The 17,113-nt window shown below is 64.1% G+C and carries 16 protein-coding genes, 1 tRNA gene and 1 other annotated feature; of the genes, 13 read left to right on the top strand and 4 right to left on the bottom strand.

From position 1 onward, the window contains the following. Window positions 1-181 precede the first annotated feature (181 nt). The 13 genes from VFC51_15695 to VFC51_15635 all read left to right on the top strand — a co-directional run bounded on the left by VFC51_15695 (window position 182) and on the right by VFC51_15635 (window position 14,126). On the top strand, window positions 182-985 hold the full coding sequence (locus VFC51_15695) for a site-specific DNA-methyltransferase (protein ID HZT08466.1): 804 nt from the start codon (window positions 182-184) through the stop codon (window positions 983-985). 266 nt (window positions 986-1,251) lie between these two features. Continuing rightward, window positions 1,252-1,986, top strand: a complete 735-nt coding sequence (locus tag VFC51_15690) for a hypothetical protein (GenBank protein HZT08465.1) — start codon at window positions 1,252-1,254, stop codon at window positions 1,984-1,986. A gap of 417 nt (window positions 1,987-2,403) precedes the next feature. Continuing rightward, window positions 2,404-2,631, top strand: a binding site (T-box leader). A gap of 52 nt (window positions 2,632-2,683) precedes the next feature. After that, window positions 2,684-4,441 carry a biosynthetic-type acetolactate synthase large subunit gene (gene ilvB / locus VFC51_15685; protein HZT08464.1) on the top strand — a complete coding sequence of 586 codons (1,758 nt, stop codon included), beginning with the start codon at window positions 2,684-2,686 and terminating at the stop codon, window positions 4,439-4,441. Beyond that, a complete protein-coding gene (gene ilvN / locus VFC51_15680; GenBank protein ID HZT08463.1) occupies window positions 4,350-4,871 on the top strand; it encodes an acetolactate synthase small subunit in 522 nt (173 codons plus the stop codon). The genes ilvB and ilvN overlap by 92 nt, the downstream gene beginning before the upstream one ends. A gap of 67 nt (window positions 4,872-4,938) precedes the next feature. Further along, window positions 4,939-5,940, top strand: coding sequence for a ketol-acid reductoisomerase (ilvC, locus tag VFC51_15675; protein HZT08462.1), 1,002 nt, complete (start codon window positions 4,939-4,941; stop codon window positions 5,938-5,940). Between the two features lie 102 nt (window positions 5,941-6,042). Continuing rightward, window positions 6,043-7,590 (top strand): 2-isopropylmalate synthase, encoded by a 1,548-nt coding sequence (locus VFC51_15670; GenBank protein HZT08461.1) that lies wholly within the window; start codon window positions 6,043-6,045, stop codon window positions 7,588-7,590. 13 nt (window positions 7,591-7,603) lie between these two features. Continuing rightward, window positions 7,604-9,001, top strand: a complete 1,398-nt coding sequence (gene leuC / locus VFC51_15665) for a 3-isopropylmalate dehydratase large subunit (GenBank protein HZT08460.1) — start codon at window positions 7,604-7,606, stop codon at window positions 8,999-9,001. Beyond that, window positions 9,001-9,624 carry a 3-isopropylmalate dehydratase small subunit gene (gene leuD / locus VFC51_15660; protein HZT08459.1) on the top strand — a complete coding sequence of 208 codons (624 nt, stop codon included), beginning with the start codon at window positions 9,001-9,003 and terminating at the stop codon, window positions 9,622-9,624. Before leuC ends, leuD begins: the two co-directional genes overlap by 1 nt. Further along, on the top strand, window positions 9,621-10,775 hold the full coding sequence (gene leuB / locus VFC51_15655) for a 3-isopropylmalate dehydrogenase (GenBank protein ID HZT08458.1): 1,155 nt from the start codon (window positions 9,621-9,623) through the stop codon (window positions 10,773-10,775). The genes leuD and leuB overlap by 4 nt, the downstream gene beginning before the upstream one ends. A 4-nt stretch (window positions 10,776-10,779) precedes the next feature. Further along, entirely contained in the window at window positions 10,780-11,460 is a 681-nt protein-coding gene (locus VFC51_15650; GenBank protein HZT08457.1) for a Crp/Fnr family transcriptional regulator, read from the top strand. 120 nt (window positions 11,461-11,580) lie between these two features. Next, the gene (locus VFC51_15645; GenBank protein HZT08456.1) at window positions 11,581-13,266 is read left to right on the top strand and encodes a serine/threonine-protein kinase; all 1,686 of its coding nucleotides are present in this window, start codon (window positions 11,581-11,583) and stop codon (window positions 13,264-13,266) included. A 293-nt stretch (window positions 13,267-13,559) separates the two neighbouring features. Beyond that, entirely contained in the window at window positions 13,560-13,952 is a 393-nt protein-coding gene (locus VFC51_15640) for a LysM peptidoglycan-binding domain-containing protein (protein HZT08455.1), read from the top strand. 99 nt (window positions 13,953-14,051) lie between these two features. After that, window positions 14,052-14,126, top strand: a tRNA-Gly gene (locus VFC51_15635). 64 nt (window positions 14,127-14,190) lie between these two features. Here the strand turns inward: VFC51_15635 and VFC51_15630 are convergent. The 4 genes from VFC51_15630 to VFC51_15615 all read right to left on the bottom strand — a co-directional run bounded on the left by VFC51_15630 (window position 14,191) and on the right by VFC51_15615 (window position 17,109). After that, on the bottom strand, window positions 14,191-15,021 hold the full coding sequence (locus VFC51_15630) for a tetratricopeptide repeat protein (protein ID HZT08454.1): 831 nt from the start codon (window positions 15,019-15,021) through the stop codon (window positions 14,191-14,193). Between the two features lie 75 nt (window positions 15,022-15,096). Beyond that, a complete protein-coding gene (locus VFC51_15625; protein ID HZT08453.1) occupies window positions 15,097-15,756 on the bottom strand; it encodes a hypothetical protein in 660 nt (219 codons plus the stop codon). Window positions 15,757-15,975: 219 nt separating this feature from the next. Further along, window positions 15,976-16,536: a 3-hydroxyanthranilate 3,4-dioxygenase gene (nbaC, locus tag VFC51_15620; GenBank protein ID HZT08452.1), complete on the bottom strand. Its 561-nt coding sequence runs from the start codon at window positions 16,534-16,536 to the stop codon at window positions 15,976-15,978. 123 nt (window positions 16,537-16,659) lie between these two features. Continuing rightward, window positions 16,660-17,109 carry a TraR/DksA C4-type zinc finger protein gene (locus tag VFC51_15615; GenBank protein HZT08451.1) on the bottom strand — a complete coding sequence of 150 codons (450 nt, stop codon included), beginning with the start codon at window positions 17,107-17,109 and terminating at the stop codon, window positions 16,660-16,662. Window positions 17,110-17,113: the final 4 nt, after the last annotated feature.

The following is a 17,113-nucleotide window of genomic DNA, read 5'->3' as shown; positions in this document are numbered from 1 at the left end:
GCTCCGAGACGTCTTCTAGGGTGGGCGACACGGCGTGGCGTCAACGGCTGACAACTACTCCGATAAGCGAGCCCACGTCTCTCGCCTCTTACACGGAGTGACCCCTGAATACGAGACCCAATTGGGCGCCGCCTATTTGGGAGACTCCGTGGCGCTACTCAGAATGCTTCCCGACGAATGCGTGAATCTTGTCGTGACCTCCCCGCCGTACGCGCTGCATTTCAAAAAAGAGTATGGAAACGTCGACAAGCAGGACTACGTGCGCTGGTTCCGACCGTTTGCGGAGCAGATCCACCGGGTGCTGAAAGACGATGGCAGCTTCGTTCTGAACATCGGCGGCAGCTACAACCCAGGCTCGCCGACCCGCTCTCTTTATCATTTCAAGCTGCTCTTGATGCTGTGCGAGGAATTGAATTTCCAACTTGCGCAGGAGTGTTTTTGGTTCAACCCTGCAAAACTGCCAAGTCCGGCGGAATGGGTAAATGTGCGCCGCCAGAGGGTTAAGGACTCGGTCGAATACATCTGGTGGTTAAGTAAGAGCGAATGGCCAAAGGCGGATAACAGAAACGTTTTGGTTGAGTACAGCGGCGACATGCAGCGCTTGATCAGACGAGGCTATCGGGCGAAGACCCGCCCCAGCGGGCACGTGATCACGCCGAAGTTTGGACGCGACCGCGGAGGATCTATTCCGTCAAATTTGATCGCACGGGGGAACAACGAGAGTAATTCCAGCTACATTCGCGCGTGTGCCGCAGCGGGATTTCGGCCACATCCAGCTCGGTTTCCTCGCGCGTTGCCTGAGTTTTTCATTCAGCTGTTAACTGACCCAACGGATGTCGTGGTGGACCCTTTCGCCGGCAGCAACATGACCGGGTCGGTTGCGGAAGATCTAACGCGGAGGTGGCTTGCGTTCGAGTTGCGCGGGGACTACCTCGCGTCCTCGATGACTCGTTTTAACGGGCAACTCCATCTCATTCTTGAATGATCGCCACTCTTGCAGACCTTAATAGCCTGCTCATGCTAGTTTTTCCTGAGTCAGCGCCCCCGCGACCGCTCCAGGCCGTAGGCCCCGTCGTGAGGGCGATGAATGGGTCGATCAGTACAGCGGATGCAGCGCGACTGGCGCAAACGACAAGGTCGTTCGTTCAACGGCTGGTCGAGTCGAGCGACCCCCTTATTGAGTTGGCGGGAGCGCCTCCTCCGGAAACGCAATCATCGGTGCGCCGCGCAAGAGACTCCCTCGGCCAACTCGTGATAGGCAACCTCGCTGAGCGCGTGTTCGAAGATCTTTACCGTGTGCACGCTGGATCTGCGGATCTTGAGCTTCGAGACGACCGAGGAGCACGCGGCGACACCGACTACCTCGTGTTCAACGGGAGCGGGCGGCAAGTGTTCCGAATAAATATCAAATTCCACGGATCGATGTTTCGCCGCGCCAAGGAGCTGGTAGGGCTCGATCCCGAAGACTGTTTTGCCCTTGCTACGTACAAGATCCACGCCGCCTTGCAGAAGCAGGAAAGCGAGCATCTTCCGTACATTTTCGTAATTGTCGACGTGCCCGGCCTCGCTGGATCAGACGTAGGAGCCCTGATCCCCGACAGCGTTGTGGATCTTTGCGTACTCGTTCGCGAATCACCGCGGCTGCGCGGCGTTCGAGCAGTCGAGGACCAAATAGTCGAGCGCATTACGTCGTCGCCGGCGGATTTCGGGTTCGAGACCGCTGTCAATAGTTTCACCCCGCGAATCCGGGAAGCTAAGTGGTACGTCTTGTCTGCCAGAAGGGCGGACGAGTTGCTCAGACGCAACCTCTTCGAGCGGGCCTACGCGCTCCGTGTCAGAGCATTCGCCCGCAACTATCGTGGCGCCGAGCTCGACATGCATTTCTCACTGAAGAGCGACCTGCATTCGCTCACATATTTCTTCGAAATACTGCGCGAGCATGGAATGCCAGGTCTGGTTAGTAGGCTCGAACGAGGAACGATCTGAGGCCCAAGACCGGGGTCACCGCGAAAGCGGACGTGGAGCAAGTGGCCGGGTCGTCAGTCCTTGGCGGCTTGGAAGATCTCAGCGACCTTCAGCGTGAACCCCGGGGAGGACAGCTACGCCGTCGAGCGTGTCATCGCCCAACAGCAACAGCGGTTCGGTCCCTGGCTTCTGGTGAACCTTCCCACAAATGTCCTCGCGACACGGCTTCGTCTCCTCAAGACGCACGAACTCATCGATGGACAGCTTCGCCACATCGGCTCCATCGTCGCCCGGACCTCTCGGACTCCCACACTGCCGCGTCATAACCCCCGCGTGACGTGGCGTGTCGTGTTGCCTCAAAACTTAAACCGACCGGACGGGCGTGTTTGACGCCTCCTCTTCAGCCATGCTACACTCGCGCAACAGTTCTATATCCGCGACCAGGCCGTGATAGGGAGTAGTACGCGACGCGGCTGGGTCTCCAGAGAGCCGGCGTGAGCTGAAAAGCCGGCGACCCACCATCGCAGAACTCGCCCTGGAGCCGCGAGCGCGAAGCCCTGACGGGCCGTAGTTCTCGCCGGGATGGCAGCCGTTATCCTGCCGTCGAGCGCTCCGATTCGATCGGAGAAGTTGGGTGGTACCGCGAGGTCAGCTCTCGTCCCGACAGGGGGATGAGAGCTTTTTTATTCCACCGGCACACAGGGAAAGGACGGGAACCATGAAGTTGAACGGGTCGCAAATGGTCTGCGAGAGTCTCGTGGCCGAGGGCGTCCGGACAGTATTCGGGCTCCCAGGCGGGGCCATCATGCCCCTCTACGACGTGCTGCCCAACTACCCCATCGATCACGTCCTCGTGCGCCACGAGCAGGGCGCCGCCCACATGGCCGACGGCTACGGTCGCGCGAGCGGCGATGTCGGCGTGTGCATGGCAACGTCCGGACCGGGGGCGATCAACCTCGTCGTCGGCCTTGCCACGGCCATGATGGACTCCGCGCCCGTCGTGGCCATCACCGCCAACGTGGCCACGGCCGCCATCGGCTCCGACGCGTTCCAGGAAGCCGACATCACGGGCATCTCCATCCCGGTGACGAAGCACAACTTCCTCGTGCGCGACATCCACGATCTCCCACGCGTGATGAAGGAGGCGTTTCACCTCGCCCGCACTGGCCGCCCGGGTCCGGTCCTGGTTGACGTGCCAAAGGATGTGCTCCAAAAAGAAGCCGAGTTCGCCTATCCCACCCGCGTCTCCATGCCCGGCTATAACCCCACGACGCAGCCGAATATGGTGCAGGTCCGCAAGGCGGCGCGCCTGATCGAGGATGCGCATCGGCCAGTCATCATCGCCGGGCACGGCGTGATCATCTCGCGCGCGTGGGACGAGCTGCTGGAGTTGGCGAACACGACCAACATCCCGGTCGTGAACACGCTCCTCGGGCTCAGCAACTTTCCGGCGGACCACCCGCTCTATCTCGGCATGATGGGCATGCACGGCACGGCGTACGCGTGCCACGCGGTCGATCAGGCAGACCTCATCATCGGTGTGGGGATCCGCTTTGACGACCGCGCCATGGGCAAGTACTCGGCCTTCGCCCCGCACGCCAAAATCATCCACATGGATATCGACCCGGCGGAGATCGGCAAGAACGTCCGGGCGGATGTGCCCATTGTCGCGGACTGCAAGAAAGCGCTGCGCGCGGTGCTCGAGGAGATCGGAGAGTGCGTCGACCGAGCGCCATGGATCGAACACATCGACCACCTTCGGCAGCAATTTCCCATCCCCGAGCCGCCGAAAGACGGCCGGCTATCGCATCGGCACGTGCTCCGCGAGCTGTGGCGGGCGACGGGCGGACGCGCCATCGTCACCACGGACGTGGGCCAGCACCAAATGTTCGCGGCGCAGGAGTTCGGGTTCCTGGGCACGAATACGCACATCTCATCGGGCGGCCTGGGCACCATGGGGTACTCCCTCCCGGCCGCCATCGGCGTGAAGTACGCGCGGCCAGACGAAACGGTCTGGTGCTGCGCCGGAGACGGCGGCTTCCAGATGACCAGCCAGGAGCTGGCGGTTGTGAAGAAGCACCGCCTCGACCTCAAGATCGCCCTCTTCAACAACCACTACCTGGGCATGGTCCGGCAGTGGCAGGAGCTCTTCTACAAGGGGAACTACGTCGAGGTCGACCTGTCCGACTCGGTGGACTTCCTCAAGCTGGCGGACGCGTACAGCATTCCGGCCCGCCAGGTCGAGGACCCCGCGGGCGTGGCGCAGGCCGTCAAGTGGGCGATGGACCAGCCGGGACCGGCCCTCATCGAATTCCTCATCGACCCAGCGGAAAACGTGTTCCCCATGGTGGTGCCCGGGACGGCACTCGCGGAGGTGATCCCCTTTGAAACACACACTCGTGGCGACAATGGACAACAACCCGTTCACGTTCAATCGGGTCATCAGCCTCTTTCGCTCCCGGGGCTTCGTCATTGAGTCGCTGACCATCGGCCAGACCGACGTCCAGGACATGATGCGGCTCACCATCGTCGTGGATGGATCCAGGACGGCGGTCGAGCAGGTCGTGAAGCAGCTCTACAAGGTCGTCGAGGTCCGGAAGGTCTCGGACCTCTCGGAGGATCAGCCCGTCGTGCGCGAGCTGGCGCTCATCAAGGTCACCAGCAAGCCGACGACTCGGGCCGAGATCATGCAGCTCGTGGACATCTACCGCGCGCGCATCGTCGACGTGGCGCTGGGTTCGGTGATGATCGAGGTCACCGGAGATCCGGAGAAGATCGACTCCCTCGTCGGTCTGCTGAAGGGCTTCGGCATTAAGGAGCTGGTCCGGACCGGCGTCGTGGCCATGGTGCGTGGCAGCAGCGGCAAGGAGACGGCGACGCCGCGCGAGGTACCTGCGTGGGCGTGAAGAACGCGCGGGGAGCGAGCGTGGCCAGCCACCTCCCTCCCCGCGACTTGTGAAAGGACGAAGTTCGATGGCGAACATCTACTACGACACAGATGCCGACCTTTCCTACCTCGACGGAAAGAAGATCGCGGTCCTTGGATACGGCAGCCAGGGGCACGCCCACGCGCTGAATCTGCGTGAAAGTGGATGCGACGTGGTCGTCGGCCTGTACAAGGGCAGTAAGTCTTGGGCGGTGGCCGAGGGCGACGGGCTCCGCGTGGCGCCGGTGGATCAGGCGGCGGCCGAGGCCGACGTGATGATGATCGTCGTCCCGGACACGACCCAGCGGTCCCTCTACGAGGAGTGCATCAAGCCTGGACTCCGCGCCGGCAACATGCTGATGTTCGCGCATGGCTTCAACATCCACCACCACCAGGTCGTGCCGCCCCCCGACGTCGACGTCACCATGATCGCGCCAAAGGGGCCGGGCCACCTCGTCCGCAGCACGTTCCAGTCGGGCGCCGGCGTACCGGCGCTCATCGCCGTCCACCAAGACGCGACCGGCAAGGCGAAAGAGAACGCGCTGGCGTACGCCAAGGGGCTCGGCGCGACCCGCGCTGGCGTGCTGGAGACGACCTTCGCCGAGGAGACCGAGACCGACAACTTCGGAGAGCAGGCCGTCCTGTGCGGCGGGCTGAGCGCGCTGATCAAGGCTGGCTACGAGACGCTGGTCGAAGCCGGCTATCAGCCGGAGGTCGCGTACTTCGAATGCTGCCACGAGCTGAAGCTGATCATCGACCTCATCTATGAAGGCGGGCTCGCGCGCATGCGGTACTCGATCTCGGATACTGCGGAGTTCGGCGACTACTACGCGGGCCCGCAGATCGTGGACGAACACGTCAAGGCGACGATGCGCAAGCTGCTCCACGACATTCAAGATGGCACCTTTGCGCGCACCTGGATCCTGGAGAACCAGGCCGGACGGCCAAATTTCCATGCTCGGCGGGCGATGGAGGCCCGCCATCCCATCGAGGCCGTGGGGAGCCAGCTTCGCTCCATGATGACCTGGCTCAAGAAGGGAGACCATTGACCGCGCCAGCCCAGAATAGCGTAGTCGCTCGAGGCGCGGGGGCGATCGTGTCCCCTGCGCGGGCAACCCCTCGCTAGGCGAAGGGGAACGAGGGAGGCAGATATGGACCGTCTGTATATCTTCGACACCACGCTGCGCGATGGCGAGCAGTCGCCCGGCGCGTCCCTTACATCCGACGAGAAGCTGGAAGTCGCGCTCCAGCTTGCGGATCTCGGCGTGGACATCGTCGAGGCTGGCTTCCCTATCGCGTCCCCGGACGACGCTGCCGCTGTCGAGCGCATCGCCAAGCAGGTCAAGGGACCGGTGATCGCGGGCCTCGCGCGCTGCAAACCGGAGGATATCGACGTCGCCTGGGAGTCCCTCTCCGCGGGTGAGAACGTTCGTCTGCACACCTTCATCTCGACGTCGGACATCCATCTCCAGAAGCAGTTCCGCATGACGCGCGAGCAGGCGCTCGATCACGCCGTGGCCATGGTGAAGCGCGCAAAGAAGTACCTCTCGGACGTCGAGTTCTCGCCCATGGATGCGACGCGCTCCGACGTCGAGTACCTCTTCCGCATGCTGGAGGCCGTGATCGATGCGGGCGCGACGACCATCAACATCGCAGACACGGTGGGCTATACGACGCCCGCGGAATTCGGGCGGCTGATCACCGCGATCCGGGAGCGCGTGCCGAACGCGGACAAAGCGGTGATCTCTGTCCACTGCCACGACGATCTGGGTATGGCGGTCGCCAACTCCCTGGCTGCCGTTCAGGCGGGCGCACGGCAGGTCGAATGCACGATCAATGGCATCGGCGAGCGAGCCGGCAACGCCGCGCTGGAAGAGATCGTCATGGCGACAAAAACGCGGGCCGACGTCTATCACGTCGAGACCCGTATCGACACGAACCAGATCTACAAGACCAGCCGCCTGGTCTCGAACCTGACTCAGATCGTGGTGCAGCCCAACAAAGCGGTGGTCGGCTCGAATGCCTTCGCTCACGAGTCAGGGATTCACACCGACGGTTTGATCAAGGACCGTTCCACGTACGAGATCATGGACCCGCGCGCCGTCGGGTTGCTCGATAGCACCTTCGTTCTGGGCAAGCACTCCGGTCGCGCCGCGCTGCGCAAGCACTTCGAGGACCTGGGCTACCAGCTCAGCGATGAGGAGCTGAACCGAGCGATCGCTCGACTGAAGGCGATCGCGGACAAGAAGAAGGAGATTACCAGCAAGGACCTGGAAGCAATCCTCGCGGACGAGATGATCGCGGTACCCGAGCTGTATCAGGTCTTGCGGCTCCAGGTCTCGTGCGGATACCCGGCCGTGCCCACGGCAACGGTCGAGCTTCGGTTGCCGAACGGTGAGGAGCATCTGGAAGTGGCCACCGGGACCGGGCCGGTCGACGCATGCTACCGTGCCATCGCCCGAATCGTGGATCTTCCCGTCCGGCTGGCGGAATACTCCGTCCATTCCGTGACGAGCGGGATCGATGCGCTGGGCGAAGTCTCCGTGCGTATCGAGTCGGGTGGGCGCACGTTTCACGGACGCGGCGCGGACCCGGACATCATCGTGGCGTCCGCCAAAGCGTACCTCAACGCGCTCAACAAGGCCGCCGCGGCCCCCCAGAACGTGCCGGCGCGCGTCGAAACTGGCGTCGGAGTCTGAACAAGGAGTATCGGTGAGTCAAAACACGCTCTACGACAAAGTCTGGGAGTCGCATACTGTCGATATCTTGCCGACGGGAAAGACGCAGCTCTTTATCGGCCTCCACCTCGTTCACGAGGTCACGAGCCCGCAGGCATTCGCCATGATGCGCGAGCAAGGGCTCAACGTGGCATTCCCGGAACGTACGTTTGCGACGGCCGATCATATCGTTCCGACCGACGTGCGGGCGCGGCCGTTCCTCGATCCGCAAGCCGAAGAGATGATGCAGGTGATCGAGGCCGCGACGCATGACTACGGGATCGAGTTCTACGGTCTCGAAAGCGAGCGCCAGGGCATCGTCCACGTGATCGGGCCGCAGCTCGGCCTCACCCAGCCGGGCATGACGCTCGTGTGCGGCGACAGCCACACCGCGACGCACGGCGCCTTCGGAACCGTCGCCATGGCCATCGGCACGACGCAAGTCAAAGACGTCCTCGCCACGCAGACACTGGCTATGGACAAGCTCAAGGTGAGGAGGATCAACGTCGAGGGCAAGCTCGCGGAGGGCGTCTACGCCAAGGACGTCATTCTCAACATCATTCACGCCCTCGGCGTGGCCGGCGGCGTCGGGTACGCGTACGAATATGGTGGAAGCACGCTCGACGCCATGGCGATGGACGAGCGCCTCACGGTCTGCAACATGAGCATCGAGGGCGGGGCGCTGGTCGGATATGTCAATCCCGATGACACGACCTTCTCGTACCTGCGGGGCCGCCCGTTCGCGCCGGCCGGGGACGCATTCGACCGGGCTGTAACGTACTGGCGATCGGTCGCGTCGGGCCCCGACGCGCGTTACGACGACGTGGTAACGCTGGCCGCTGCGGACATCGAGCCCACTGTGACCTGGGGCATCAATCCCGGCCAGAGCGTCGCCGTCTCCGGGCGGCTCCCGCGCCCCGAGGAGACGTCGGACGCCGGGACGGCCCTGCGCGCCTATCAGCACACGGGCTTCACCCCGGGTTCACCCGTCCAGGAGATCCCGATCGACGTCGCCTTCGTCGGGTCGTGCACCAACTCGCGTCTCTCGGACTTGCGCGCGGCGGCGCGCGTCGCCAAGGGCCGCCACGTTCACGCCAAGGTGCGGGCGATCGTCGTCCCCGGCTCGTACGCCGTGAAGCGCCAGGCGGAGGAAGAAGGGCTCGACGAGGTCTTTCGCGAGGCGGGCTTCGAGTGGCGGGAGGCGGGATGCTCGATGTGTCTTGCGATGAATCCCGACCGCCTCAACGGACGCGAGATCTGCGCGTCGTCGTCAAACCGCAACTTCATCGGCCGGCAGGGGAGCGCAACCGGCCGGACGATCCTCATGAGCCCAGCGATGGTCGCCGCTGCTGCCGTCAGCGGGCACATCGCCGACGTGCGGGAGCTGCTCTGATGGAAAGCAGGCGGATCGTCAGGATCACGGGCACCGGCGTCGCCGTCCGCGGCAACGATATCGATACAGACCGTATCGTCCCCGCGCGTTACCTCAAGGAAGTGACGTTCGAGCGCATGGGCGAATATCCATTCATCGACGAGCGGTTTGATGAAACGGGCAACGCCCGGCAACACCCCTTCAACGACCCTCGGTACCGCGGCGCATCGATCCTGCTCGTAAACGCCAACTTCGGCTGCGGATCATCGCGCGAGCACGCTCCGCAGGCGCTGCTACGCTGGGGCATTCGCGCGATCGTTGGCGAATCGTTCGCGGAGATCTTCGCCGGCAACAGCCTTGCCATCGGGCTTCCGGTTGTGACCGCCGCGCCGGCCGACGTTCAGCGCCTGATGGACCTGGTGGGAGAGGACCCGACAGTCGAAATCGCCATCGATCTCGAACAGCGGACCCTGACGGCATCGGGGAAAACAGCGCCCATCGGTCTGCCCGAGACCGTTCGCGTGGCGTTGACGCAGGGATATTGGGACTCGACGGCGGTCCTCGCGTCAAACGCCGATAAGGTGCGGCAAGTCGCGTCGCGGCTCCCCTACCTCAATGGCTTCCCCGCCGCGGGTGCCCGATGACGGCGCAGCGAGCGGCGACCGCGCGAATTTCCGTCCTTGGCGGCGACGGCATCGGCCCCGAAGTCACCGCCGAGGCCGAGCGCGTCCTGCGCACGGTCGCGCAGCTCTTCGGCCACCGATTGGACTTCAGCTATGAACCCGTCGGCGGCTGTTGCATCGACCAGCACGGCGTGGCGCTCCTTCCGGAAAGCCTCCGGCGCGCCAAGCGCAGCTCGGCCGTTCTCTTCGGCGCTGTCGGCGGACCCAAATGGGACAACCCGAATGCCCCAGTGCGACCCGAAGACGGGCTGCTGGCGATTCGGAAAGGGCTGGGGCTCTTCGCCAATCTGCGCCCCGTTCGGGTCTACTCCCCACTCGCCTCGGCGTCGCCACTGAAAGCAGACCTGAGCGCGGTGGATATCCTCGTCGTTCGCGAGCTGACGGGCGGCCTTTACTTCGGAAAACCCAAGCGGGTCTGGGATGCGCCCACCGGACGGCGCGCGGTGGATACGTGCGCCTATTCCGAAGCCGAGATCGAGCGCGTGCTCCGGGTCGGCTTCGATCTGGCCCGCGGCCGAAGACGCAAGCTCACGTCGGTGGACAAGGCGAACGTGATGGCGACGGGCCGCCTCTGGCGACAAGTGGCGACGCGGCTTGCCTCAGAATACCCGGACGTCCACGTCGATCACCTCCTCGTCGATACGTGCGCGATGCGGCTCGTGGTGCGTCCCGACGAATTCGACGTGATCGTGACAGAGAATACATTTGGCGATATCCTCACCGACGAAGCGGCAGTGATCGGGGGTTCGATGGGAATGCTGCCCTCGGCCAGTCTCGGTGCCGGTCGGCTCGGTCTGTACGAGCCGATTCATGGCACAGCGCCCGACATCGCAGGAAAGGGGCTCGCAAACCCACTAGCGGCGATTCTGAGCGCGGCCCTGTTGCTTCGCCACTCGCTTGGACTCGAGACCGAAGCCAGCGCCGTTGAGCAGGCCGTGGAAGGCGCCCTCGCGGACGGCCTGCGAACGGCAGACATTGCGCAGCCTGGCGCACGGGCAATCGGCACCACAGAGATGGCCGACGCGGTCATCGACCGGATCGCGACCATTCACCACGCCGGAGACGCGTCGAAGAGGGCCCCGCGGCCGAGCGCGGCCCCGGCGCGGAGCTGAGCTCATGATGGCAGGCGGGGCGCTTCAGCGGCTTCCGCTCTTCGCCGGCCTGCCACCCGAAACGGCTCGGCTCCTCGAGAGCGGTGCCCAAAAGCGATCGTTTCGGCGAGGCGAGGTCATCTTTCACAAAGGGGACCCGGGTACGAGCATGTACCTGATCGTCGAGGGGCAAGTCAAAATCGTCTTGCCTTCGGATACCGGCGATGAGGCGCTCCTCGGCGTGCTCGACGTCGGCGACTTCTTCGGAGAGCTCTCGCTCATTGACGGACAGCCGCGGTCCGCGACTATCGTTGCGACTGAGCCCACCGACACGATCGTGCTTCATCGCGACGAATTCCTGCGAGTCATTCGCGCCAATCCAAACGTCGCCATCGACATGCTGCGCGTGCTCGCCCGGCGCCTGCGCGAAACGGACGAGTTCGTGGAAGACGCGGTCTTCCTCGACGTGCCTGGCAGGCTGGCCAAGAAGCTCCTCGAGCTGGCCGACGCCTACGGCGCAACCCGCGCAGACGGCACGGTGATCGGGTTGCGGCTCACCCAGGCCGAGCTGGCGAACATGGTTGGCGCAACGCGCGAGAGCGTGAATAAGCACCTCCGCTCATACCGATCTCGCGGAATCATCGATGTCGATCGGCAGCGCATCGTCATTCGTCGACCTGACGAGCTGCAGCGCCGAATCTATTAGGCGTCACCCAGAAATGCTGGCGCGCAGTGTGCTGCGTCACTGGTGGCCCGGGCACCCGTTCCGCGATACTAACGGCCGGTCCCGCGTCGCAGGTCGCCAGCTATCCGCAGAGGAATCCCGTTGATCGGTCAGACGCTTGGCCAATACCGACTCACCAAGGAGCTCGGCAAGGGCGGGTTCGCCACCGTTTACCGTGCCCTCCAGCCGACGCTGAACCGATACGTTGCCATCAAGGTGCTGCACCCGGAGTTCATTCGCGATGAGCGCGCTCTGCGCCGCTTCAAGCGCGAAGCGCTCGCCGTCGCTCGATTGAACCACCCCAACATTGTCGCCGTGTACGACTACGGGGAGCACGAGGGGCGCGCGTATCTAGTCATGGAGTACGTAGCCGGCAACACCCTCAAGAACCGCCTGGGCAAGCCCGTCCCCTACTCGCTCGCCGTGGATGTCGTGAAGGCGGTCGGGTCGGCGCTCGACTACGCCCACAGCAAAGGGATCGTCCACCGGGACATCAAGCCGGCGAACATCCTGTTCACCGAGGATAACCGGATCGTGCTATCGGATTTCGGCATCGTGCGGCTGGCGGACGATGACAGCTCCCTTACGCGCGGCGTCATCGGAACCCCCCAATACATGTCGCCCGAACAGGCCCTCGGGCATGAAGTGGACGGGCGCAGCGACCTCTACTCCCTCGGCGTCGTCCTCTTCGAGATGCTGGGCGGGCGCGTACCCTTCAAGGGCGACAGTGCGGTCGCGACCCTCTCCATGCACGCAACGCTTCCGGTGCCGTCAGTCCGCGACGTTAACGAGAGCGTGTCCATCGACATCGACCGCGTCGTGCAACGGGCGCTCGCCAAAACGCCCGACGAGCGATACCAGAAGGGCGGGGACCTCTACGACGCCCTGGTGGCGGCCATCGCCGTCGACGAGCGCTCGATGGCATCGACGATCCTGATGCCCGCAACGATCGGGGACACCTCGTCGTCGCAGGGATCGGTCACATCGCCACCGCTGGATCTCGACACGATGTATCAAGCATTGCTCGGGCTCACACGCTCCAGGGACTGGCGGGGCGCTGTCTCCCTCGCGGCGCAGATCCTCGCGCGCGACGCCAACTATCGCGACGTCAGCGCCATCCTCGCTTCAGCGAGCAACGAGCTGAAGTACGGACGCAGCAGCACCTCCGTGGCCATCGAGGTGAAGAACATCATGAACGAAGTGGCCGCGGCTGTGGACAGTGGACGATTGATGGAAGCGGCCGCCATGCTGCAACAGCTGCTTCGCACGTCGCCGAACGACATGAACGCCCGCGCCAGGCTCGATGAAGTGAATCGAATGATGGCCGAGCAGGAAGCCGAGCGCCGCAGGCAGGTCCGCCTCGATCAGCTCTACGCTCTCGCCCAGAGCAAGATTCAGTCGGACGACATCCGTTGGGCGAACCACATCCTCGAAGAGATCAGCGCCGTCGATCCAAATTTCCGCGACGTTCCTGCGCTGCTGGCCGACATCAAGGCCAAGCTACACCCACAAATGACAGCCGTGGCACCGGCTTCCCGTGTCGCCAGCCTCCGCGACCAAGCGGAAACGGCGATGGCCCAGGAGCGCTGGGCAGACGCGGTGGCGCTTTGGGAAGAGGTGCTGAAGCTGGAGCCGGGCCTCGCCGGGGTGGAAGAGAGACTCACGCTGGCGCGCCATCAGTCGACCGTCACGACCCTCAACGCCGAAGTCGCCAAGCTTGCAGCCGCAGGAAACTGGGAAGAGGCCATCCAAAAGCTGGAGGAGATCAAGCGGCTCACCCGCACGTAGCGGGATCGCGTGCCACCGTGCGATAATGTCGGCTCGTAACATTTACTGCACGGTGCTGAATGGGAACCACGTACGGACCATCGGATCGCGGTCTCAGGCGCGCAGTCTCAGGACGCTCCGCCTACGATGCGAAGGTCATCCCGCTCGACTCTGCGAAGCAGCGTCTTGGGCAGCGGTCTCCGATGGTCGTGCGCCAGGCTGAAGGGAACCAGCTTCTCCACTGGCCGCGTCGGTCGTCGCCCACGCCGGAAGCGCACCCGGGCGCCTACGGACGCCGCCGACGACGAACCTCCGTGATCAAGCAATGGCTTCCGACCGCGCTCTTCGCGGGCGTCATCGTCGCCCTCGTATTCGTGCTCGCAGCCGTCCGGATGATGCTGGCCTCGACCTCGCCACAACTCTCGACGACGCAAGGCTCGCAGCCCCAGGCCGGGGCGCCCAATGTGGTGGTCGAGCACCAGCCAGTCGCCGCGGTCGGTCCGGGCAACGCCGCGCCTCAGCCAGCGCCCACGAGCACGATTCGGTTTACCGCGAAGCCCATCGAGCCCACCTACACGGTATCGGCCGGCGACAGCTTGTGGACCATCGCTCAGAAAAACCACACCAACCCGAAGGACATTCAGTCCATCAACAATCTGTCGGACGGGGCCACCCTGAGCGTCGGGCAGCGCCTGGTCATGCCGTAAGGCCACGAGGCGGCCCCGTTGTGTCGATGTCGCGCCCACGGGGGGCGACAGTGTAGTCGCTGGCGTGAGCGAGCGGGCGCTCCTATAATTGTCGAGCGCGCGGTCGTGGTGTAACGGCAACACGCCAGCTTCCCAAGCTGGATAGTGCGGGTTCGAATCCCGTCGACCGCTCCAGAATTTCATGGGAGCGTTCCGCGGCTGCGGAACGCTCCCCGTGTCTTGCGGCCACGCGCACAGATTACGGCTCTTCTTCCTCCTCGTCGGGCGCGAGGTCACGAACGTCGTCCAACGACACGTCGTGCGCCACCATCTCGGGCTCACGATCCGGCTCCGCTTCCTCGATCTCTTCCTCTTCCTCTTCTTCCTCATCCAGCTCGTAGCGCAGGAGCGTGTCCCGAACGTAGCCGCGGAAGGCCTCTCCCGTGGTCGGGAACGATGGTCGATTTCCCATCGATGGGTCGCGATGCGTCTCCCGAATGATGATCTTGAGCGAGCCTTCGTCGACGGCCGTTACCACCGCCGCGTATTCATTGCCCATGGTGAATAGGCGGATGAGCCGCTGGCGAAGCTTTGGCTCGATCTTACCCAGCACGTCGCCGGACTTGCTGACCGCCAGCACGGTGTTTCCCTCGACCCGAAGATCGACGGGATCACCGGAATCCATCTTCGCCAGGACTTCGGGCGCTGCCAGTTGCACGAGAGCCGTCGTCGTGGTGCGGCCGGTCTCCGCGATGAAGAGGCTCGGATCAACGGGAGCGGATGGGGCCCCCGGTGCAACGGACTCCTCCATGAGCTTCTCGAGGCGCAGGAGGTTTTTGTGGGCGATTCCGTTTGTCGGGTCGAGTCTGAGGGCGTGATTGTAGACCTCACGCGCCTCGTCGTACTTCTGGAGCTCCATGAGGGCTTTGCCCAGCCGATTGTGCGCCTCCACGTCCTTGGGATACGCATCGATGATCTGGCGGTTCAGCTCGGCGGCCTCGGTCCACCGGCTCTGCATAGCGAGATTGACAGCTTGCTCAGCCTTGACGCGTTTGATGCGGGCCCGCTCTTCGGATTCGAGCATAGCCATACTGCGGTTCCTTCTTTCTGGCTGAAGTCACGAAAATTCTACCACCGGTGTTCGACATTTGGCTGTCGTGCGCGCTCAGGCGCGCGCACCGGCGATCAACACCACGCCCAGCGATACGAGCGTCACGACCCCGATTTCCACATATGCGTGGACGGGCGCCTCGTCCAGAATGGCGTGGCACAAGCCCGACGTCGCGTACAGACCGAGAACGAGCACTGCGGAGAAGACCAGAGGCGGAACGGGCGATGCGTGGAGGACCCACCAAAGCTCGACCGTGGCCAGCGCGGAAACCAGCGCCAGAATGCACGCCTGCCTCCCCACGGCCGGCTGATCCCGGAGGACCACGAGGGTAATCGCGGCGCTCAGGACGAAGACGATCGCCGGCGCTACGTGGGCCGACGCCCGAGCCGCAAGCGTGTAGCCGGCAAAGGCCACGGCAAATCCCGCGCCGATGTTCACGACGTGCGCCGCCGACCGAATCGGCCCGGTCCCGCCCATCTCCACGGCCTGCAGGCAAACTGTGCCCACGACACCCGCCGCGGCTATCGGTCCGATGGCCCATGATCGTTCCCCGACCACGGAAAGCCAACCGACGATGGCAAGGACGCTGCCCGCCGGATTCACCCAGGCGGTGGTCAAACGAAGCGGATGCTCGCTGGTCGCTCCGCCAAGGCCGAGCTGTGCGCCGATTCCAACGAACCCCGCGAGAACAATGGCGGCCGGGACACGCAACACGATATGCGTCTCCGGCAGGAGCGCGAAGCCGAGCCACAGCGCCACGAACATTGCTGGTAATACGATGCGCCAGGCGTGCACGGTCGCCCTGAGCGGGCCTCCGCCCCCATCAACGCGCCTCCACGACCGGCTGGCGACGAATGTCCGTCCGGCTTTCGAACGGCTCAATCCCTGCACGGAATACGGTCGGTCTGTGGGTACCAGGATGGGCGCCTCGCTCTAGCCGGCACGGACCGCATCGGGGGCCGGGGCATCGATCGGCCTGACTGTTTCGGGCTGCACGTGGCCGCACACCCGGCACGTTCTGAGGTGCACGTCGCGGTTGAACCGTTCGATCGCGGCCTTCAGCTCTGTCTCGATGTCCGCGACGTACAAGTCGACCTGGTGGAGTCGTGCGCCGCACAGATCGCAGATCCACAAGAGCGACTCCATCTGATCGGGCGACCGCTTGATCTCGATGACCAGCCCCCACGTTTCCGCCGGCCGGTGCGGCGCGTGGGGAACTCGGGCAGGCACCAGGAACAGGTCGCCTTCGTGCACGATGGCATTCTGGCGCGTTCCGTGCTCGTCGAGGTACTCCACCACGATGTCCCCGCGCAGTTGATAGAAGATCTCATCGAACGGATCGATGTGAAAGTCGCGACGGGCGTTCGGCCCGCGCACCACCATCGCCGTAAACTGGGAATCCTGCCAGACAACCTTGTTCCCGACCGGCGGCTGGAAGGCGTCACGATTTTCCTCCACCCACCCCCACAAGTTCCTGGGTATCAGCGGCAGCATGACGAGCCTCCGGTGTCGACGCGGCTTCGCACCAGTATAGCCCGCGCCCAACCCGTTCTGACTCGAGGGCGGGCGTACGCCAGCGATCGCGACTCACTTGTAATCCGGAGCGCGAACGACGACCTACGCCGCGGCTGCAAGCCGATGCGGCGCCACACGGCGGCGCGACGGCTTTTCCTTCTCCGCCTGACACGGCATGCAGCGTCGCGCCCACGGAAGCGCACCCAGCCGCTCCGGATCGATGGGCGCGCGGCACTCCTCGCACAATCCATAGATGCCCTGCTCGATCCGTTCGAGGGCGTCGTTCACCTCGTTCAGGTGAAGGCGAACGTTTCGGCCGAGGAACTCGGCAAGCTCCTGTTCGAAGATCTCCGTGGCGATGTCGGCAGCATGGGACCCGGACCCGTCACTGCCACCCGTCGCGCCACTACGCGTCGCTTCACCGAACGTTCGCTCGCGCCCCGCGAGCGCCGCCGCTTCCGAGAGAAGTCGGGCACGCTCCGCCGCCAACACTCTTTGGGGATCTGCAAGCTCGCCGCCGTCGCGCAGCTTAATGAGCTGGGTGATCATCATCGAC

It is taken from the genome of Chloroflexota bacterium (genome assembly GCA_035652535.1).
Taxonomy (GTDB): domain Bacteria; phylum Chloroflexota; class UBA6077; order UBA6077; family SHYK01; genus DASRDP01.
The sequence above is the reverse complement of the archived record's forward strand: the minus strand, read 5'-3'. Positions and strand labels throughout refer to the sequence as shown.